Annotated in this window: 18 protein-coding genes and 1 pseudogene; 8 read left to right on the top strand and 11 right to left on the bottom strand. The window is 38.4% G+C overall.

Annotated features, from left to right (window positions below):
- Positions 1-87: 87 nt before the first annotated feature.
- The 3 genes and pseudogenes from P20495_RS18550 to P20495_RS18560 form a co-directional block, all read right to left on the bottom strand.
- Positions 88-1296, bottom strand: a complete 1209-nt coding sequence (locus P20495_RS18550) for an ABC transporter permease (RefSeq protein WP_007375771.1) — start codon at positions 1294-1296, stop codon at positions 88-90.
- Positions 1289-2076, bottom strand: a pseudogene (locus P20495_RS18555) (ABC transporter ATP-binding protein). The gene P20495_RS18550 and the pseudogene P20495_RS18555 overlap by 8 nt, the downstream one beginning before the upstream one ends.
- On the bottom strand, positions 2073-2885 hold the full coding sequence (locus P20495_RS18560) for a DUF3025 domain-containing protein (RefSeq protein WP_008133734.1): 813 nt from the start codon (positions 2883-2885) through the stop codon (positions 2073-2075). The pseudogene P20495_RS18555 and the gene P20495_RS18560 overlap by 4 nt, the downstream one beginning before the upstream one ends.
- A 112-nt stretch (positions 2886-2997) precedes the next feature.
- On the opposite strand from P20495_RS18560, the gene P20495_RS18565 reads away from it, so the two are divergent.
- Both P20495_RS18565 and P20495_RS18570 read left to right on the top strand, forming a co-directional pair.
- A complete protein-coding gene (locus P20495_RS18565; protein WP_008133732.1) occupies positions 2998-4623 on the top strand; it encodes a M28 family metallopeptidase in 1626 nt (541 codons plus the stop codon).
- 243 nt (positions 4624-4866) lie between these two features.
- A complete protein-coding gene (locus P20495_RS18570; protein ID WP_008133730.1) occupies positions 4867-6042 on the top strand; it encodes a putative manganese transporter in 1176 nt (391 codons plus the stop codon).
- 69 nt (positions 6043-6111) lie between these two features.
- Here P20495_RS18570 and P20495_RS18575 read toward each other — a convergent pair whose 3' ends face one another.
- The 7 genes from P20495_RS18575 to seqA form a co-directional block, all read right to left on the bottom strand.
- Complete coding sequence (locus P20495_RS18575) at positions 6112-6471, bottom strand: DUF805 domain-containing protein (RefSeq protein WP_033014910.1); 360 nt, start codon at positions 6469-6471, stop codon at positions 6112-6114.
- Positions 6472-6623: 152 nt separating this feature from the next.
- The gene (locus P20495_RS18580; RefSeq protein WP_008133727.1) at positions 6624-8210 is read right to left on the bottom strand and encodes a dihydrolipoyllysine-residue acetyltransferase; all 1587 of its coding nucleotides are present in this window, start codon (positions 8208-8210) and stop codon (positions 6624-6626) included.
- Positions 8211-8218: 8 nt separating this feature from the next.
- The gene (locus P20495_RS18585) at positions 8219-9196 is read right to left on the bottom strand and encodes an alpha-ketoacid dehydrogenase subunit beta (protein ID WP_008133725.1); all 978 of its coding nucleotides are present in this window, start codon (positions 9194-9196) and stop codon (positions 8219-8221) included.
- Positions 9196-10410, bottom strand: coding sequence for a thiamine pyrophosphate-dependent dehydrogenase E1 component subunit alpha (locus tag P20495_RS18590; RefSeq protein WP_008133723.1), 1215 nt, complete (start codon positions 10408-10410; stop codon positions 9196-9198). The genes P20495_RS18585 and P20495_RS18590 overlap by 1 nt, the downstream gene beginning before the upstream one ends.
- Before the next feature lie 265 nt (positions 10411-10675).
- Positions 10676-11728 (bottom strand): succinylglutamate desuccinylase, encoded by a 1053-nt coding sequence (gene astE / locus P20495_RS18595; RefSeq protein WP_008133722.1) that lies wholly within the window; start codon positions 11726-11728, stop codon positions 10676-10678.
- Positions 11729-11849: 121 nt separating this feature from the next.
- Positions 11850-13487, bottom strand: coding sequence for a phosphoglucomutase (alpha-D-glucose-1,6-bisphosphate-dependent) (gene pgm, locus P20495_RS18600; RefSeq protein WP_007375760.1), 1638 nt, complete (start codon positions 13485-13487; stop codon positions 11850-11852).
- Between the two features lie 9 nt (positions 13488-13496).
- Positions 13497-14093: a replication initiation negative regulator SeqA gene (gene seqA, locus P20495_RS18605; protein WP_007375759.1), complete on the bottom strand. Its 597-nt coding sequence runs from the start codon at positions 14091-14093 to the stop codon at positions 13497-13499.
- A gap of 220 nt (positions 14094-14313) precedes the next feature.
- Here seqA and P20495_RS18610 point away from each other — a divergent pair, with 220 nt between their 5' ends.
- The 5 genes from P20495_RS18610 (at position 14314) to fur (ending at position 16851) form a co-directional block, all read left to right on the top strand.
- Positions 14314-15081 carry an alpha/beta fold hydrolase gene (locus P20495_RS18610; RefSeq protein WP_008133719.1) on the top strand — a complete coding sequence of 256 codons (768 nt, stop codon included), beginning with the start codon at positions 14314-14316 and terminating at the stop codon, positions 15079-15081.
- A 95-nt stretch (positions 15082-15176) separates the two neighbouring features.
- Positions 15177-15398 (top strand): DUF2788 domain-containing protein, encoded by a 222-nt coding sequence (locus tag P20495_RS18615; RefSeq protein WP_002962930.1) that lies wholly within the window; start codon positions 15177-15179, stop codon positions 15396-15398.
- Between the two features lie 2 nt (positions 15399-15400).
- A complete protein-coding gene (gene ybfE / locus P20495_RS18620) occupies positions 15401-15679 on the top strand; it encodes a LexA regulated protein (protein ID WP_002962928.1) in 279 nt (92 codons plus the stop codon).
- Between the two features lie 14 nt (positions 15680-15693).
- A complete protein-coding gene (gene fldA, locus P20495_RS18625; RefSeq protein ID WP_007375757.1) occupies positions 15694-16221 on the top strand; it encodes a flavodoxin FldA in 528 nt (175 codons plus the stop codon).
- 186 nt (positions 16222-16407) lie between these two features.
- Positions 16408-16851, top strand: a complete 444-nt coding sequence (gene fur, locus P20495_RS18630; protein WP_002962922.1) for a ferric iron uptake transcriptional regulator — start codon at positions 16408-16410, stop codon at positions 16849-16851.
- 109 nt (positions 16852-16960) lie between these two features.
- On the opposite strand, the gene glnS is transcribed toward fur, so the two are convergent.
- Positions 16961-18619 carry a glutamine--tRNA ligase gene (glnS, locus tag P20495_RS18635; RefSeq protein ID WP_008133716.1) on the bottom strand — a complete coding sequence of 553 codons (1659 nt, stop codon included), beginning with the start codon at positions 18617-18619 and terminating at the stop codon, positions 16961-16963.
- A gap of 216 nt (positions 18620-18835) precedes the next feature.
- Between glnS and P20495_RS18640 the strand changes: the two genes are divergently transcribed.
- Entirely contained in the window at positions 18836-19906 is a 1071-nt protein-coding gene (locus tag P20495_RS18640) for a DUF3083 family protein (RefSeq protein ID WP_008133714.1), read from the top strand.
- Position 19907: the final 1 nt, after the last annotated feature.

Here is a 19907-nt window from a genome sequence, read left to right as displayed (position 1 = left end):
AAAAATAGCAGCTAAACGCTGCTATAAAACTTAAATATACGCTTACTGGCTTTGGTAATAAATTACCAAAGCCAGAATAACTTTATATCATCTAAAAAGTACATCTTCGCGATTAAACCACTTAACGCAAAAGGCCAGTAGCCCTGCTGCAATGATTGCAGTGGCTAAAAATATTAAGCCTATGAATGTGTAATCAACAGTCCCTTTTACTATTTCTTTAATCGCTAAAGCCACGTTTGTAACTGGAATAAATGCTGTTTTAGCAGTGAGTTCCATATTTGGCATGATTGAAATAATAATAGGGAAAAATACGCCCATACTAAGTGGTGCCATATAGTTTTGCGCTTCTTTAAACGTGCGAGCATAGATAGATATAGCCAGAGCTAAGGCCGAAAATATAGCTGCAACCGGTAATAATAGTAAAAATATCATCAGTAAATCGGTAACTGCTAATGTACTAAATGCCGCTTTAATAAAATCAAGATCGGCAAATGCGAGCGCCAGTGCTATCCAGCAGCCCATACTTAAGACCGTTATGGTTGTGGAGGCAATGGATGTAGTTAACAAGGTTATAAATTTACCAAGCACCAGCTCTGTACGCGTAATAGGTGTAAGTAGGAGTGTTTCTAGCGTGCCGCGTTCTTTTTCGCCAGCGCCTAAATCAATAGCGGGATAAGTTGCCCCCATCAATACTAATGGAATAAGTAAGTAAGGTAAAAACCCGCCAATTTTTTCGCCAAGGTTTTCACGTTTATCGGCTGTATCCACTTTTATCACTTCAATTGGGTTAAGAATAGATTTTTGAACAGACTCTTCAATACCAAAACTGATTAGCTTTTGAGTTTGCAGCACGTCACTGTATTCTTTTGCGAGTTCTTTAACGCGTTCGAATAAAAAGTTGATAGATTTTGAATCGTTAAAAACAACCTGCCACTGGCTTTGTTTTCCATCGTCCAATGTTTGCACAGCATGACTTGGTAAATAAATACCCATATCAATATCGCCAGCGATTACACCAGCTTTAAGCTCATCAATATTGTTAAAGGTTTTATCCCCTTTATAAAGCTCAAAACTTTTGTGATAAAACACTTTATCTGTAAACTCTTGTGCGTATTCACCGTTGATAATCGCGTAAGTGTTTACTTTTTGCTCAGCGTCCATTGCAGCTTGCGAGCTTATAAATGCCATTACGGCAAACAATAACGGAAATATAGCAACAGGGAGCGCGACAACAAATAATAGCGTTTTTTTATCGCGTAATAACTCTCTTAATTCCTTTTTAAATACCTCAAACATCATGTTTCTCCGTTAATATGTTCATAAACGCTTGGTTAAGCTCATCACTATTACCTGCTTGTTTAAATTCATCTACTGTTCCGTCAAAGCAGCTAATACCTTCGTTAATTACGGCGACACGGTCACATAAAAGTGCAACTTCATCTAGATGATGGGTAGAAAAAATAACAGGTGTACCCTGCGCCTTTAAACCTTTGATAAATTTAATAACGGTTTGTGTTGTCATTATATCAAGGCCCGTTGTTGGCTCATCAAGTACCACAACTGCTGGGCGATGAACAACTGCACGCGCTATATTTGCTTTTTGCTTCATTCCCGTTGAAAGGTTTTCTGCCCGTTTATCTACAAATTTATGCATATCAAGCAATGTAAATAGCTCATCACAACGCGATGCAATATCGTTTTTATCCATACCGTGGAGCTTTGCAAAATACTCTATGTTTTCTTTTACAGTTAAGCGGCCATACAACCCTGTAGAGCCTGATAAAAATCCAATAGACTTACGCCCTAGTAGCGGTTTTTTTACAATATCGTTTCCGGCAATCGTTATTGAGCCTTCATCGGGCTTTAACGCGGTTGAAATCATTCTAAGTGTCGTCGTTTTACCCGCACCATTTGGGCCGAGCAATCCAAGTACCTCACCTTTAGCGCAGCTAAAACTAACGTCTCGTACTGAGTGAAAGTAGTCTTTATCTTCACGAGGATCGATGTCGTCTATTTTATTTTTTTGTGATCTTTAGTTAGCTTAAATTTCTTTTTAAGCCCAGCAACTTCTATCATGTTCGCATCCTTCGTTTCGCTCTAAAATAATCTGTATTGTTGTAAAAAGAGTCGTCTTTATTTTCGTCATACCAGCCTGGCACACCTAATAAAGGCAGTGGTGAAAGCTTTTTGTTATCGGCTAAGCAGTTATCTGTATTAATCATCTCATAAAGGGCTTGGTCAAGGTACTGGTATTGAGTTACTAAATCTTTACAAAATATTTCATTAGGTACACAAACAAATAACGCTTTACCCGTTAAACCTATATAAGGCTTTGTTAGCATTTCATAATTAGCATGACCAAACATAAAAGGTTTTATTGTTTTACCCCACTCATGTTTGTGTTCAACAAATGCAGTTTTCCATTGGTGATCGCAAAGCCACTGCTGCCATTTACTTTCACTTATAGCTAATACAACGCCACATTCATCAAAAAGCGTTAGTGCATTACGATGCTTGGTACGCTGTTGCAGTCCATGCTCAGCTATATCTTGCACATGTCTATGGTTTATTAACGCTTTGGTTTTTGGAAATAAACACCATATAAACCCACCAAATAAGTCATGCCAATTCTCACTGCGTGTAGGTACAACACCCGTTTCAAAAATAACTTGTTCATAATAACGATCGCCAAAATCTACTTTTGCATCATCTTCAAAAGTAATAGGAATATTATTCTCATTTATAGCGGTTAAAAATGGAGAAAACCACTGCGGCGCAGGCCAATCTGTTAGTTCGTTAACTTTAAATAGCTCACGTAAATGCGCAAATGCACCTGTTTCTAAACTACTGATTTGCCACTGCTCGGGGGGAGTAAAACGCTTCATTTAAACCTTTAACAATTTATGCCTATAATTTACGAGAAGTTTACCGCAAAAACTGGTTCTGCTTAATAGAAGTTAATATACTAATCACAACTTAAAACAAAAAAGAGCTGACATGAAACATTATTTCTCTCTCACACTCCTTGCTACCGCTGTTTTAGCTGGTTGCGCAACAACAAGTATTACCCCAACTGATGTAACAAATGGATATAACAGTATTCAAGCTGATGAACTGGCTAAACATGTAAAAGTACTCGCATCGGATGAGTTTGGTGGCCGTGCTCCTTCATCACCTGGCGAAAAGCTAACGCTTGATTATTTAACTGCGCAGTTTAAAGCTTTAGGTTTAAAACCAGGTAATGGCGACAGTTACTTACAAGAAGTGCCATTGGTTTCTTTAGAAGCTGATTCGAACATGGTGCTTAGTATTGGTGGTAAAGACTATCAATATAAAAAAGACATGGTTATGGGTAGCAGCCGCATTAGCGCACAAGAAGGCATAGAAAATTCTGAACTTGTATTTGTGGGCTACGGAGTTAATGCACCTGAATACAATTGGAATGATTACGAAGGATTAGACGTTAAGGGCAAAACGGTTGTAATGCTGGTTAACGATCCGGGCTTTGCAACAAAAGACCCTGCTTTATTTACTGGCGATGCAATGACTTATTACGGTCGTTGGACATACAAATATGAAGAAGCAAGTCGACAAGGTGCAGCTGGCGCAATTATTATTCATGAAACAGCACCTGCGTCATACCCATGGTCGGTTGTTGAAAACTCGTGGAGCGGTGAGCAGTTTGGTTTTCAAAAAGAAAACAATAATATGGATCGTGTAGCCGTTGAAGGCTGGGTTACAACTGACGTAGCAAAAGAGCTTTTCACTAAAGCAGGTTTAGATTTTGATACCGTTAAAACAAATGCTGCTAAAGGTGCTTACCATGTTGATATGGGCGATTTAACTGCTTCTGTTAATGTTAAAAATACGATTAAAAAATCGGTGTCGTATAACTTTATCGCTACGTTACCAGGAAGTGAGCAAGTAGATGAGCATGTTATTTACTCAGCTCACTGGGATCACTTAGGTACAGACAAAACACGTAAAGGCGATCAAATTTACAACGGTGCTCATGACAACGCAACGGGTACAGCTGGGCTAATTGAAGTAGCTGAAGCCTTTACTAAATTACCTAAGCACCCTAGCCGTTCAATGACATTTTTAGCGGTAACGGCTGAAGAGCAAGGCTTACTTGGCTCTAAATACTATGCAGCAAACCCAGTCATTGCAGCGAATAAAACAGTCGCTAACATAAACATGGATAGCTTAAATTTATTAGGCAAAGTAAAAGACATGAATGTGGTTGGTATTGGTAAATCACAAATGGATGAGTTTTTAGCAACTGCAGCTAAAGAGCAAGGCAGAACAATATCAGGCGATCCTAAACCATCATCAGGTGGTTATTACCGCTCTGATCACTTTGCATTTGCTAATATGGGCATTCCAGCCATGTACGCAGGCGGTGGCACAGTCGCAGCTGACGAAGAAACGGCTAATTACCGTAAACGCATGAGTTTAGTACTTCGCGGTTGTTATCATCAACCATGTGATCGTTACCGTGATGAATGGGATTTATCGGGTGCTGTTCAAGACTTGCAATTGTTTTATAAAGTAGGTTTTGATATTTCTGAGCAAGAGCAATGGCCGACGTGGAATACAAATTCAGAATTTCAACGTAAATAATATAAGTCGAGTTTACCATCAAAGGTTAAATTTACAGCAATGTGTTTTTTATTTTTAGGCTAGGTAGCCTATTGTGGTTATAACCCACGAATAGGTGATATCGACACATAAATGGATACGCACATTGTTTTATTTTAATCGGAAATTCAAACAAGCATTCGATTTAAATTAATGCAAATGATATTGATTATCGTTTAATTAAAATATACAGTGTGACTTAGATAATTTATTAGGTCGCATTGTATGATTCTACTCTCTCACTTTGGTTTAATAACTCCCGCGTCAAGACAGTTTATAGGCCAAAACAAACGTTTATTGCTACCTTTATTTATATTGGTTTGCTTAGCATTACCTACCTTACGTGAAATTACTGTGACTGCATTAAGCGATGCTTTTTTTCAAGTGAGTGTGTTTGTTGCTGCTACCCTTTTGATTTATTACTACGCTATAGAGCATTTACCTCAACTAGAGCTGAGTTATTTAAGTGCTAAGTCGCCTATTTTAGAAATTAGTTTTGCTGCTGTTTTAGGTGCATTACCTGGCTGTGGTGGCGCTATTATAGTTGTTACGCAGTTTACTAAAGGTCAAGCGAGCTTTGGCTCTATTGTTGCTGTGCTAACAGCAACGATGGGCGATGCTGCTTTTTTGCTACTTGCCACACGCCCTACTGAAGGTTTAATTATTATGGGGATAGGATTAACTGTCGGTATAGTAAGTGGATTACTTGTTAATGCAATGCACAGTAAAGATTTTTTACGCCCAACAGCGCAAGAACAAAAACATCAAATTAAAATTTTACCCACTAATATTATTAAAATTAGTAAACCTGTGTGGATGATAACAATTGTACCTAGCTTAATGATTGCTTTCTTAATTGCATTTAATGTCGACTTCACAAAATTTGGCACAAATATAGATACTGTGATCAGTATTTTTGGTGCCGCAATGGCACTCTTTGTTGTCAGTATTTGGGCATTTTCGTCAAAGGGTGAAAGTTATAAAGAAGTGACCTCAGAAGATGATACCTGTAATCCTCCTTCTAAAATAATTAAAGTATTACAAGACACACACTTTGTAACTGCATGGGTAGTAGCCTCTTTTATGTTATTTGAAATTTTAGTCAATATTGCAGGACTGAACTTAAAAACGTGGTTTGTACATTACGCCTATTTAGCACCGCTTATTGCAGTTGTTATTGGGTTTTTACCTGGCTGTGGCCCGCAAATAATTGTCACTACATTGTATATTCAAGGCATTATTCCCTTTAGTGCTTTAGCAGGAAACGCGATTTCTAACGATGGTGATGCGTTATTTCCAGCAATAGCAATGGCTCCTAGAGCTGCAGTGATAGCTACGCTTTATACATCTATTCCCGCTTTACTTGTAGGCTATGGACTCTATTTTTTGGTTGATATCTAAAGATATACTGTAAATTATAAACACAAAAAAGCTCAGCAATTGCTGAGCTTTTTGCTAAAACATAGTAACTTACTCTGCTGCCACAAAACCTTCTTTAGGGTTTTGGCCAAAATCGTTTTCACCTTCGTGAGAATCTTGCGCTAAAAAGATAATTATAACTATCCAACCAATAATAGGTACTAACCAAAGTAGCTGCCACCAACCAGAGCGGCCAGTATCATGAAGGCGACGAGCACCGGCGCTTAATTGAGGAATTAATAGTGCAAGGCTATAAATAGTGCCAATAAGAGCTATACCAAGTACTTCATCAACTACTGATAATGCTAAAGCGATTAAAAAGTTAATCAAATAAAACATCCAAAAAGCTTTGCGGCGATTACGACCTGAAAAATCTGCGTAGCTACGCAACGCATCCATATAATATTCCATAATAATATTCCTTAATGTTATTTTTTATATTCCCTAATGGGCTTGATTTCAATTACTTTTTAGTAACAATTGTATCTTAATTAAAAACAGTTCATATTAAAACAAAAACCAGCTTAAAGCTGGTTTTTTATTACACATTAACAATTGAGTTATTAACTCATTGCCATCATCATTGCCGAAGGATTTTCTAAGTACGATTTCCATAGGTTATTAAAACGAGCAATAGTCCCGCCATCAATAACGCGATGATCGCCAGACCAACTCACTTGCATAATAGCTTTACTCACAACTTGCCCACTTTCGTCAAAACGTGGTAGATGCTGTAGTTTACCAAGCGCAACAATTGCCACTTCTGGTTTATTAATGATAGGGGTTGCGATAGTGCCGCCAATTGCACCAATATTAGAGATGCTAATCGTCCCACCTTTTAAATCATCCGGTGCAACACGCCCTTCTCGCGCTGAATGAGTTAAGCGAGTTAAATCATTTGCCACATCAACAATGCTTTTACTCTGACACGATTTGATATTAGGGACTAACAAGCCAATTTTTGAATCAACCGCTATACCAATATTATGATCGCTATAATAGGTAAGCTCTGAGCAATCATCATTCACTTTTGAATTAAGTACAGGGTACTCTTTCATTGCTAGCGAAAGTGCTTTTACAAAAAATGGCATCATGGTGAGCTTTACGCCTTGTGCTTTGTACTGCTCTTTTAAAGCGCTACGCAAAGCGATTAGCTGTGTTAAGTCGATTTCATCACTAAACGTAAAGTGCGGAATAGTTGAAACCGAAGCCACCATTTGCTTGGCCATGGCCGCTTTAATGCCTTTAATTTGCTCTACTCGTACGCCACCGCTTTGATTCTGCGTTTGGTTTTGCACTGCACTTTGAGAAGCATCGCTATTAAGCGGTGAAGTATCAATAGTATTTGGCACTTCGCCTTTTACAAACTCTTCAATATCTTGCTTGTAAATTCGACCATTTTTACCACTACCTGGTACACACGTTAAATCAACATCAAGTTCACGTGCTTTACGGCGAACCGCAGGCGACGCCACCGCTTTTTGATTGATAACTTTTACAGCTTGCTTTGTTTTAACAGTGGCAACTTTTTCAGCGACAGCATTAGTTTGAGCCTTTACGACCGCTTGGTTTATATCAACACTTGGCTTTACTGCACTGCCTGCAATTGTCATTTGAAACAACGGGCTATGTACTTTTGCTATTTCACCTTTTTGGTAATATAACTTTTGCACTGTGCCTGTATATTTTGCCGGAATTTGTACTAATGCTTTGTCGGTCATTACGTCACAAACCGCTTGGTCTTCTTCTATTTCATCGCCTTCTGCGACTAGCCAATCAACAATCTCACATTCGACAATACCTTCACCTATATCTGGTAGTATAAAGTCCTCAACTACATCAGATGCATTGTTATAAGTTTGATTTTCAGCTTGTACTAGCTCTTCTACTACTTCATTACTCGTACTATCACCAGTTACATCCATAGCAAATAAAGGGGCATGTACTTTAGCAATTTCACCTTTTTGATAATATAGCTTTGTAATAACACCATCATGCACTGCCGGAATTTGTACTAATGCTTTGTCTGTCATCACATCACAAATTGGCTGATCCTCAGATACGGTATCGCCTTCTTGAACTAGCCACTCAACAACTTCGCATTCAACAATGCCTTCACCAATATCGGGTAATATAAAATCTTTAGCCATGGTAACCCCTAAAAATCCATTGATTGTTTAATTGCAGCCAACACTTTTAGTGCGTCCGGTACATATTCTTTTTCAAGTGCCAACGGGTATGGTGTATCTAAGCCACATACACGTAAAATTGGCGACTCTAAATGCAAGAAACACGCTTGTTGTATTGTTGCTGCTATCTCGGCACCAAAGCCATTAGTTATGGGCGCTTCATGGCTCACAATTAAACGGCCGGTTTTAATAACCGATTTAGCAATCGTTTCAACATCCCATGGTAAAATACTACGAAGATCTATTACTTCACAGCTTATACCTTGCTCGCTTGCTTGCTGTGCTGCCTCTTCAATAATCTCCATTTGAGCACCCCACGCTAAAAGCGTAATATCGGTGCCCTCTTGTACTACTTCAGCCGTGCCTAATTCAATACTATAATCATCTTCAGGCACTTCGCCTGTTGATGCACGGTATAAACGCTTAGGCTCAAAAAATATGACCGGGTTATCATCTTTAATTGCAGCACGTAATAAACCTTTAGCCTGATAAGGGTTACGCGGTACAACCACTTTTAAGCCCGGTGTATGCGCAAAATAAGCTTCGGGTGATTGCGAGTGATATAAGCCGCCTGCAATACCACCGCCATAAGGCGTACGAATAGTTAAGTTACCCACATTAAATTCATTACCACTACGGTAACGAAATTTAGCAGCTTCATTTACTATTTGATCGAACGCTGGAAAAATATAATCAGCAAATTGAATTTCTGCCAATGCAGGTGCACCAAATGCCGCTAAACCATTAGCAAAGCCTAAAATACCTTGCTCGGTTAGAGGCGTATTAAAAACACGATGCTTACCGTACTTTTCTTGCAAGCCTGATGTTGCTCTAAATACACCACCGAAGTAACCAACATCTTCGCCAAAAATACAGGCTTGAGGGTGTTCGTTCATCGTAATATCCAGGGCAGAGTTAATTGCGTGAAGCATGTTCATTTTAGCCATTACTTAATTCTCCCTGCGGTTACTGGGTAAGCATCTGGATGCTGCTTTATATGTTCTTTTAATTGTTCGTACTGGCGTTGCAATAAGGGAATAGGTGTATCGTAAACGTCTGAGACCAATTCTTCTAAAGCAGGCTTGGCAACAACTTCAGCACGCTTTAGCGCTGCTAAAATTTCTTCACGAATCGACTCTTTTGCTTTTATGTCGTCTTCTTCGTTTAACCAGTCTTGCTTGACCAGCCATTTTCTAAATTTATCAATAGGACACGTTTGATGATTCGCTTCTTCTTCTTTAGAGCGATAACCACTTGGATCGTCTGATGTAGAGTGCGCGCCTAATCGATAAGCAATTGATTCAATAAGTACAGGTTCACCTTGTGTTGAGGCTATTTCCCGTGCTTTTTTGGTCGCTGCATACACTGCAAGTGCATCTGTGCCATCAACACGAATTGTTTTAATACCATAACCAACACCACGCGAGGCGATACCATCGCCTTTAAACTGCTCATCAGCAGGGGTTGATATTGCATAGCCGTTATTACGTGCAAAAAATATAACCGGCGCTCTGTGAACAGCGGCCATATTTAAACCGGCATGAAAGTCACCTTCTGATGCAGCACCTTCGCCAAAGTAACAAATAGTCACATTATCAATTGTGCTGGCAAGCTCGCCTGTTTTAGCGTCGATGTGCTTTATTTTTTGGCCATATGCATAACCCGTTGCTTGTGGTATTTGCGTACCCAATGGCGATGAAATCGTCATGTAGTTTAGCGCTTTAGAGCCATAATGGATTGGCATTTGGCGACCTTTGCCTAAATCCAATTCATTTGAAAACATTTGGTTCATAAATTGATCAAGTGTAAAACCACGGTAATGCAATGCAGCTTGTTCACGATATTGCGCCATGATCATATCGTCTTGATCAAGTGCAGCAGCAGAGGCTGTAACTGCGGCTTCTTCGCCTAGGCATTGCATATAAAAACTAACACGGCCTTGGCGCTGCGCGCCTTGCATACGTTCATCTAACAAACGTATAAAACGCATTGTTTCATATAACTTAATAGCGGTATGTTTTGAAATGTCAGGTGCGGTTGCACTAGGATGGATGTCGCCGTCCTCAGTTAAAATACTAAGGGTTGGAATATTAAGTGCTTGGCCATCAATAAATTCAAGCGCGTGGTTAATATTCAGCGATACGTTATTTGGATTACTCATAACCTACCTTCTTTTGTTGTCGGTAAAACAGTGCCCCTTTAAATTATTATTGTGGGTGATTGTTGCTGGTTAAACTTTGCAACATCTGCACTATCTTTAATTAAAGCTGCCAACACTTTACGTTAACGTAAAGTGTTATTCAACAAATCTGGGACAAAACAAAAGCAAATACTGGCTAAATAAGTGGCAAGTTAACGATACGGCTACTTTAATTAATAGTAATCATATAGTTAACTTTAAGTTACTAGTGGTCTGATGAGTCAAATTAGATGAAATTACTATCAATATCCATTGGAATAACAGTAAGGAGTGCTCTTTGCCCTAATGCTACGCTCGCATTTGGAAAAATAATAGCCTCTCCTTCAACGTCAGCGTAAATCGCTGTATCACCGTCGGTTGCAAGTAGTTCACCTTTCGCAAAGCCAGTAAAGTTCTCGGCATCGTCAGAAAAAGGAAAACTAAAATTGTCCTGTGTCCTGTTAATTGTTCTATGCACTGAAAACAACTCAAAGTCTTCTGCATTAAATTTAAGGTATTCAACGTCAGTTTGGCTAATTAATGCAGTCAGTGTTTGCTTTGTTTTTTCAAAACGTGTCATATCGTTTTGCCCAAATGGCTTAACTTGTCCAAGCTCTACTGTAAACGAGTCTGCACCATGTACAAATGACGAATAATAGCTAAATGTTGTTGCAGGAGATTTCATCATAAGCACGGTATTTACACCACAGCTCAATAAAAATTGTAACTGCGACTTTTTCCATGGCTTACCATGTAAAAATGGATACACGGCAAACTTTTCATTCTTTGATCCACGAATAGCAGTATGTAGATCGTAATGACATCGGCTGCTGCCTTGCTCGCCACGGGCATAAAAATCGCTTACGTACTGCTCAAGCTTTGCAGCGCGGTTTCGCTCATTATTCATTGGTACACCTTCAACTGTATGGTGACCATTAAATAATCTATTTAAGTTTTCTTCTACAAAACGCAGGCCAATATTAATTGATTGTGGATTACCGTAAATAAACAAAACACGCTGCTTAAGTATCAGCTCGCCTTTTATAATTTGTTTAATGAGCGTATCACAAATTTCAATTGGCGCAGTTTCGTTACCGTGTACAGCGCTTGAATAAACTACATCTTTGCTTGTTTTAACAGCAGGTTGAAACTCAATTACACCGGTATCGTGTATATTTACACGAGTCCCATTATCTAAAACAAACTCACCTGCATCTAAATGCCATTCGTTGTCACGACTAAGCGTTAAAAAATCGCCAGTTTGTTTTAATTCATTTAAGTAAGATGGATTGGCTGACATATAATAAGCCCTTTAAAAATAATGTGAGAGTAGACTCTTATGCATATATTTTTATAAATACACAAGGTATAGAAACGAAAACGGCTGAATAAATCAGCCGTTTTAAAATTATTAGATTAAGTTAGCTTATAACTGAATCTACAAGCTTTTTAGCTTCTTTTTCAAGTAACGCTAAATGCGCTTCACCTTTAAATGATTCAAGGTATATTTTATAAATATCTTCAGTACCCGATGGACGCGCTGCAAACCAGCCATTTTCAGTGACCACTTTTAAACCACCAATTGCCGCATCGTTACCTGGTGCATGAGTCAATTTTTGCAAAATAGGCTCGCCAGCAAGTGTATCTGCTTTAACATCAGAAGCACTCAATGCTTTTAAACGTGATTTTTGACCGCTTGTAGCAGGTGCATCTAGGCGTTTATAAATTGGAGAACCAAACTCTTGTTCTAATTCTTTATAAAGCGCTGATGGCGTTTTACCTGTCACAGCAAGTATTTCTGCAGCGAGTAGCCCCATTATGAAGCCGTCTTTATCTGTACACCATACAGAGCCATCAAAACGTAAGAATGCCGCACCGGCGCTTTCTTCGCCACCAAACGCAAGTTTGCCTTTACTTAAGCCTTCAACAAACCATTTAAAGCCTACGGGTACTTCTTTAACTTTACGGCTGTTACGAGCAGCTACTTTGTCAATCATAGAGCTAGAAACCAATGTTTTACCAATTTCTACGGTTTCATTCCAATCACGGTGTTTAAGTAAGTAATCGATTGCCACTGCTAAAAAGTGGTTTGGATTCATTAAACCATCTGGCGTTACAATACCGTGGCGATCGTAGTCAGGGTCGTTACCAATAGACACATCAAAATCATCTTTTAATGCAATAAGATTCGCCATTGAATAAGGTGATGAACAATCCATACGAATTTTGCCATCTTTATCAAGTGGCATAAAAGCAAAACGTGGGTCAACAACATCATTAACAACGGTTAAATCTAAATTATATTTTTTAGCAATAACAGGCCAAAAATTAATACCCGAACCACCAAGTGGATCGATACCAATTTTGATACCTGCATCGCTAATTGCTTTTAAATTAACGATATTTGCTAAATCATCAATATAAGGAGTCATTAAATCTTCGTAGCGGATAAAACCTGAACGTGAAGCTTTGGCGAATGGGAATAACTCAACTTCAACTAAATCTTCTAATAAAAGTTGATTTGCTCTGTCTTCAATCCATTTAGTGACGTCGGTATCAGCAGGCCCGCCATTAGGTGGGTTGTATTTAAAGCCACCATCTTCAGGAGGGTTATGCGACGGGGTAACTACAATACCGTCTGCAAGCTCATTTGGGTGTAGCTTATTATGACTAACGATGGCATGACTGATTACAGGTGTTGGTGTAAAGTCACCGTTTTCTTGCGTTATCACTTGCACTTCGTTAGCAACTAAAACTTCAATAGCTGAATTAAATGCAGCCTCACTCAGTGCGTGTGTGTCTTTACCTAAAAATAACGGACCAAAAATATCATTTTGTTTTCTGTAATCACAAATAGCTTGAGTAATCGCCAAAATGTGTGATTCGTTAAATTTAACATCGTAAGAACACCCACGGTGGCCTGATGTACCAAAAGCAACGCAATGCTCAGGATTCTGCTCAAGATCTGGTTCATTTAAATAATAGGCAGATACTAATTTTGGAACATTAACCAGTGCCGATTGTGGAGCAGTTTTACCTGCGCCTGAGTGAATAGCCATTATATTTCCTTACAGGTAATCGCGAATTTTTTCAGCTTGCTCTGCACTGTAACCAAGGCAAAGAGCCACTTCATGAAGCATCATTTTTTTACGCGTTGTATTAGAATTCGTCATAACCCAATATTCACTATCAGTTATGTTTTTAGGATTCATGCTACTGCCGCTATTAACTAAGTCTTCTTTGCTGGTAGCAAAGTAAACACGGTCGCGGCCTTTTATATCTAATACAGCCGAAAAGTCAGTTTTATGTGTACGGTAAAATGCACTTAAAATAAACAAAAAACGTCCAACAACGCCCTTTTGCATTGCCAGCTCTTCTTTATTTAGTACATTAAAAATATTATCACTTTTTTGCTGCACAGGTGCGTGAGCTACAGGTGTTTGTTTTTTTGTAGTCTCAGCAGCCGTTGGGTCTGAGCTTTTTAATGTAGCAGTGGACGTAGTCGCAGTTTGATTGTTTTGAGTTAGTTCTACGTTTGCGGTTAGAATTTTTTCGCCGCTCAGATTTAATAAACGACGTAAAATAGTGGATGCACTTTCACCAATACTTTGCGTATTGCTTGCAATATATTGATATAATTCGTCGTCTATGTCGATTTGTTTCATGTTATTCCTGTCATTACGGGTCACATTTCTTTCTCCCGTGTGATTATACCCAAACCAATCAGAAATGCGAGTTACAACAAGCACTCCCGTAAACATATTAATATTTACTTGATTGTTGTTGATTTAACAAACAAAAGCCCAATTGAATAAATAGTCGCTGTATTTTTTGCTTTTTAGAGCAATGCTCGGCAAACTATGGCCAAATTTTCAGGAGGCTAGTATGCAGTTAAATTACAAGCAACAAGGGCAAGGTCCTAACGTTATTTTGATCCACGGGCTTTTTGGATCATTAGAAAACTTAAATGTTATTGCAAAGCCATTAAGTGAACACTTTAATGTTATAAACGTTGATTTGCGTAACCATGGTCTGTCACCTCATAGCGATGAAATGAATTACCCAGCAATGGCACAAGATATTGTTGAGTTATTAGCCCGTTTAAACATAGATAAGGCCCATTTAGTTGGCCACTCTATGGGTGGTAAAGTGGCAATGGAATTAGCACTTACCCATCCTGAGCTGGTAAATAAATTGGTTGTACTTGATATTGCACCTGTTAGTTACCCCGCTCGCCACACAAAAATACTGCAAGCATTAAAAGCAGTTTCAGCACAATCAATCGACGATCGAAAACAAGCTGATGCAATTATGCAGCCTTTTATCGAAGAGCTTGGAGTTCGACAATTTTTACTTAAAAGCCTCGCTAAAAATGAAGAAGGTCGTTTTGCGTGGCGATTTAACTTAAATGTGCTCAATGAAAAATATTCGACAATCACATCCAATGTTAATGAAAACAATTCTTGTTTATGCGATACTCTTTTCATTAAAGGCAACGATTCTGACTATATTTTGCCCGAACATCGTACTGCAATTACAACACGCTTTAAAAACACCAAGGCTAAAATTATTCATGGAGCAGGTCATTGGCTTCATGCTCAAAAGCCCCTTGCTGTTAATAAAGCGATAAATGACTTTTTAACTGCGATTTAAAGTAATTTTAATCGCGTGTTTTTGATTCTGCGCACTAAATATATCAATATTTATATGCTATAGTACGCGCCGTTTAATTTAAAGGTTATACGTTGATGGTCAGTCAGTTAATTAACGAATTTGATACCCTAGGGTTGTATTTTGGCTTAGCCGGTATTTTCATATTCATCGGCATGGCAATTAAAGACGTACTAAAAAGTGGTAATGTACCAAAGTTCGGACAATACATTGTCTGGGGCGTGCTCTTTTTAGGTTGTTCAGGCTTTATTGCTAAAGGGCTTATTCAAGTATTTTGGCAAGGCGCAGGTGTAGGTTAAGCATGGCGAAGTCAGAAACAGATAGAACTACACTCGATTTATTTGAATACGAAAAACGCCCAGGCAGGCCTAAAACCAATCCCCTTTCACGGGATATGCAGTTAAAGGTAAATAAACGTAATCAAATAAAAAGAGATAAAGCACGTGGTTTAAAACGTGTTGAATTTAAAGTTTCATCACAGTTATATCAAGCATTAAGTGATATGGCAGATGCACAAAATATTAGCCGCAGTGCGCTGATTGAAACGATTTTACAAGAAAGATTGGCTATTGATACATAAAAGGTTTTAAATCCATGGCAAGTGTAGGCATTTTTTTCGGAAGTGACACAGGTAACACAGAACACGTAGCAAAAATGATCCAAAAAGAATTGGGTAAAAAGCTAGTGGCTGTTCATGATATTGCAAAAAGCTCTAAAGAAGAGATAGCTGAATTTGATTTAATCTTATTCGGTATTCCGACTTGGTACTACGGCGAAGCGCAATGTGACTGGGACGACTTTTTCCCTGAGCTTGAGGAAGTGGACTTCGAAGGTAAGCTTGTGGCTATTTTTGGTTGTGGAGACCAAGAAGATTACGCAGAGTACTTTTTAGATGCAATGGGCATGATCAACGATATCGTTACTGAGCGTGGCGCTATTGTTGTGGGCCATTGGCCAAGCGAAAGCTATGACTTTGAAGCGTCTAAAGGCATGGCTGATGAGAAGCACTTTGTAGGCCTGGGTATCGACGAAGACCGTCAACCAGAGCTAACTGAGCAACGTGTTAAAGCATGGTCGGCTCAAGTGTATGAAGAAATGTGTTTAAGTGAATTAGCTGACTAATTTTCTACATATATCGCGAGCTGTTTAAATAACTATCAAACAGTTAGCGATTTAAGCTTTAATAGCAATATAAATCAATTGTTCTTTGCACTTAACGCTTAGGCACGTTATCCTGTTTATTGCTAATGTGTCGTGTACATCTTTGCAAGATGTCTAGTATAACCAAATAAAATTGAGACAGATTTAATGACTGATCATAACTTGGAACTTAAAAAAGCCGGTTTAAAAGTAACTTTACCGCGTATTAAAATATTAGAGATTTTACAATCTCCAGATAACCAACACATCAGTGCTGAAGATGTTTACAAAATTCTTTTGGATCTAGGTGAAGAAATTGGTCTTGCGACTGTATACCGCGTACTTAACCAATTTGATGATGCAGGTATTGTAAGCCGTCATCACTTTGAAGGTGGAAAATCAGTATTTGAACTCTCTGGAAGTACGCACCACGATCATTTAGTATGTTTGAAATGTGGCAAAGTGGTAGAGTTTGAAGATGATATGATTGAACGTCGTCAACTTGAGATTGCTGAAGAAAATGGGATTACCCTTACAAATCATTCTTTGTATTTATACGGTGAGTGTAATGATAAAGCAGCGTGTAAAGAGTTTAGCGACGCAAACAGCTAATAGCGCTTTTTAAAGCAATAAAAAACCTGCTAATTGCAGGTTTTTTTGTGTCTAAATTACGATAGTATATAGTGAGCCGGTATAAATACAGGCTCATTATTAAACGTAGCTACTGTGTTTTAGACCATGAATCACGAAGACCGACTGTTTGGTTAAATACAACGTTCTCTGATTTAGAATCACGAGAGAAATAACCCGTACGCTCAAACTGAAAGCCCTGCTCTGCTTGAGAATCAGCAAGCGATGGCTCTAATTTAGCGTTTGGCAAAACAACCAATGACTCTGGGTTTAGTGTTGTTTCGAACTCATCAGCAGCTGCTGGGTTTGGTACGCTAAACAAACGGTCGTATAAACGCACTTCTGCAGTGATAGACTCTGGTGCTGAAACCCAGTGAATAACGCCTTTTACTTTACGTCCATCACTTGGGTTTTTACCAAGTGTTTCGCTGTCGTAAGTACAGAAGATAGTTGTGATTTCGCCATTTTCGTCTTTTTCAACACGCTGCGCTTTAATAACATAAGCACCACGTAAGCGTACTTCTTTATCAAGTACTAAACGTTTGAATTTGTTATTTGCTTCTTCTTTGAAGTCTTCACGTTCGATATAAATTTCACGCGTAAACGGTACATCACGACGACCCATTTCTTCTTTATTTGGGTGATTAGCCACAGATAAAATTTCAACCTTGTCTGCATCGTAGTTTTCAATAACGATTTCAACAGGATCGAGTACAGCCATTGCACGTGGTGCATTTTCGTTTAAGTCTTCACGGATACACGCTTCAAGCATGCCCATTTCGACCATATTCTCTTGTTTTGTTACACCAATACGCAAACAAAATTCACGAATTGAACCTGGTGTATAGCCACGACGACGTAAACCTGCAATTGTAGGCATACGTGGGTCGTCCCACCCTTCTACATGGTTATTAACCACTAAATCACTAAGCTTACGCTTAGACATAATTGTATATTCAAGATTTAAACGTGAGAACTCAATTTGTTGCGGGTGACATTCTAAACTGATGTTATCAAGTACCCAGTCGTATAAACGGCGGTTATCTTGGAACTCTAATGTACATAACGAATGTGTAATACCTTCAAGCGCATCAGAAATACAGTGCGTGAAGTCATACATAGGGTAAATGCACCACTTATCAGCTGTTTGATGATGGTGCGCAAAACGCACACGGTAAATAATTGGATCGCGAAGCACCATAAATGAGCTTGCCATATCAATTTTAGCACGCAGAACACATTCACCCTCTTTGAATTCACCAGCACGCATTTTTTCAAATAACGCTAGGTTTTCTTCAACTGACGTGTCTCTATATGGACTGTTTTTACCTGACTCTTTTAATGTACCACGGTACTGTCGCGCTTCGTCTGCAGTTAAAAAACAAACGTACGCTAAGCCTTTATTTATTAGCTCAACTGCGTAACCATATAAAGTATCAAAATAGTTAGAAGAATACTTTATATCGCCATCCCAATTAAAACCTAACCACTGTACATCCTCTTTAATAGAATTTACGTAGTTAATGTCTTCTTTTTCAGGGTTTGTATCGTCAAAACGTAGGTTACATAAACCGTTGTAGTCTTTTGCGATACCAAAATTTAAGCAAATTGATTTTGCATGACCAATATGTAAAAAACCATTTGGTTCAGGTGGAAAACGTGTATGCGTTGTAGCATGTTTCCCGCTTGCTAAGTCTTCATCAATTCGGGTTCTAATAAAGTTACTTGGGCGATTCTCAATTTCCGCCATAGGAGTGTGATCCTCTAATATTACGTAATAACAAAACTAATGCATTATTACAAAAACATACACTAACATACAGCAATAGATTAAGGTTTATTTTGATATTGATTAACTTTAATCCACAGGTTCCATTGTTTATGAATAAAATTTGTTTTAACGCAATATTTAAGTCATCAAAACCGATTATAGTATTCGAATAACCTACTTTATAAGGATCCGAAGATGGCTACACTTAATCAACACCGCGTATATATTCCAACAAACGCACGCGCTAATCACTATTTATTGGCTGAAATAACACCTAGTGAAGCGTTTTACAGTAGTTTTACCACTATAGATTGTTGCTACGAGCGCATTGCGCGTCAACTATTTGCATGTTGTGATGAATATGAGCTTCATAATGTACATTTACTTGCCAACGATAAGCTACCGGTTGTACGATTTCATGATGAGTCATACCAGTTAGAAACGGGTAAGCAGATGCTGTTTTTTTATAATCCTCGCTATCACGAAGCGCATAAACTTTATTACACACCAAACACGAAAAGTAAAAAAATACGTTTACTTTTTTTAGCCACCGGTGAGGACTTACGTGCGAATTCAGCTTTGTTTCACAATAAAGTACAAAAAGTATTGACCCTTTTACAAGAGCAATTATTTCTAAATCAACCTCAATTTAAACTTCGCGATCACCAGCATCTTACTTACGATTTGTTTGCTAAAGACAAAGGCAATAAAGAAAGTTATGGTTATAAGCTAAGAAGCCTCTACCCTCGTTATCAGTCGAGGCAATGCAATATACCGGGTGACTATGCTGAAATGACTTACACGACTTTTACTATTCCAATTTCTCGTGCAATCAAAACACAGTTTCAAACAATGGTAAACGATCAGGATTTTAAAAAGTTTTATGACTACTTTGCTGATAGCTTTAAACGCGCATGTGAAATTAATAAACTAACGCATGGCGCAATGGTTGCCAATGGTGCAATACCAATTATCCGTAACAGTAAAATAGATAAAAATGAAGGCAATGTAGAATTGCAGAAATTAAGTTTTGATGTTGAATCAAATGAAAGTCAGATTAAATATTTTTATGATGAAACTAAACTAGTAGAAACCATCCATTTCGTTGTCGTTGCGACAAACCAAGATAAGCATGAGATTGGGTATGGGCGCTTCATGAACCAAGTAGAAAAAACGGTTCACGCTTTATGTGAAGAGCTTGCTATAAATAAACAACGACAAGATTTGTCTGTGCGCTTCTTTCAGCACATTAGTTATCCATTCTAAA

This window comes from Pseudoalteromonas sp. BSi20495 (assembly GCF_000241185.1).
GTDB lineage: Bacteria > Pseudomonadota > Gammaproteobacteria > Enterobacterales > Alteromonadaceae > Pseudoalteromonas > Pseudoalteromonas fuliginea.
The sequence above is the reverse complement of the archived record's forward strand: the minus strand, read 5'-3'. Positions and strand labels throughout refer to the sequence as shown.

Excerpts from the sequence above, each read along its gene's own strand:
- P20495_RS18570 (WP_008133730.1), top strand. The coding sequence starts at position 4,867 with ATGATTCTACTCTCTCACTTTGGTTTAATAACTCCCGCGTCAAGACAG.
- ybfE (WP_002962928.1), top strand. The coding sequence starts at position 15,401 with ATGGCGAAGTCAGAAACAGATAGAACTACACTCGATTTATTTGAATAC.
- P20495_RS18615 (WP_002962930.1), top strand. The coding sequence starts at position 15,177 with ATGGTCAGTCAGTTAATTAACGAATTTGATACCCTAGGGTTGTATTTT.
- P20495_RS18580 (WP_008133727.1), bottom strand. The coding sequence starts at position 8,210 with ATGGCTAAAGATTTTATATTACCCGATATTGGTGAAGGCATTGTTGAA.
- P20495_RS18575 (WP_033014910.1), bottom strand. The coding sequence starts at position 6,471 with ATGGAATATTATATGGATGCGTTGCGTAGCTACGCAGATTTTTCAGGT.
- P20495_RS18585 (WP_008133725.1), bottom strand. The coding sequence starts at position 9,196 with ATGGCTAAAATGAACATGCTTCACGCAATTAACTCTGCCCTGGATATT.
- P20495_RS18640 (WP_008133714.1), top strand. The coding sequence starts at position 18,836 with ATGGCTACACTTAATCAACACCGCGTATATATTCCAACAAACGCACGC.
- fldA (WP_007375757.1), top strand. The coding sequence starts at position 15,694 with ATGGCAAGTGTAGGCATTTTTTTCGGAAGTGACACAGGTAACACAGAA.
- P20495_RS18590 (WP_008133723.1), bottom strand. The coding sequence starts at position 10,410 with ATGAGTAATCCAAATAACGTATCGCTGAATATTAACCACGCGCTTGAA.
- glnS (WP_008133716.1), bottom strand. The coding sequence starts at position 18,619 with ATGGCGGAAATTGAGAATCGCCCAAGTAACTTTATTAGAACCCGAATT.
- P20495_RS18610 (WP_008133719.1), top strand. The coding sequence starts at position 14,314 with ATGCAGTTAAATTACAAGCAACAAGGGCAAGGTCCTAACGTTATTTTG.
- pgm (WP_007375760.1), bottom strand. The coding sequence starts at position 13,487 with ATGGCTATTCACTCAGGCGCAGGTAAAACTGCTCCACAATCGGCACTG.
- seqA (WP_007375759.1), bottom strand. The coding sequence starts at position 14,093 with ATGAAACAAATCGACATAGACGACGAATTATATCAATATATTGCAAGC.
- P20495_RS18550 (WP_007375771.1), bottom strand. The coding sequence starts at position 1,296 with ATGTTTGAGGTATTTAAAAAGGAATTAAGAGAGTTATTACGCGATAAA.
- fur (WP_002962922.1), top strand. The coding sequence starts at position 16,408 with ATGACTGATCATAACTTGGAACTTAAAAAAGCCGGTTTAAAAGTAACT.
- P20495_RS18565 (WP_008133732.1), top strand. The coding sequence starts at position 2,998 with ATGAAACATTATTTCTCTCTCACACTCCTTGCTACCGCTGTTTTAGCT.
- P20495_RS18560 (WP_008133734.1), bottom strand. The coding sequence starts at position 2,885 with ATGAAGCGTTTTACTCCCCCCGAGCAGTGGCAAATCAGTAGTTTAGAA.
- astE (WP_008133722.1), bottom strand. The coding sequence starts at position 11,728 with ATGTCAGCCAATCCATCTTACTTAAATGAATTAAAACAAACTGGCGAT.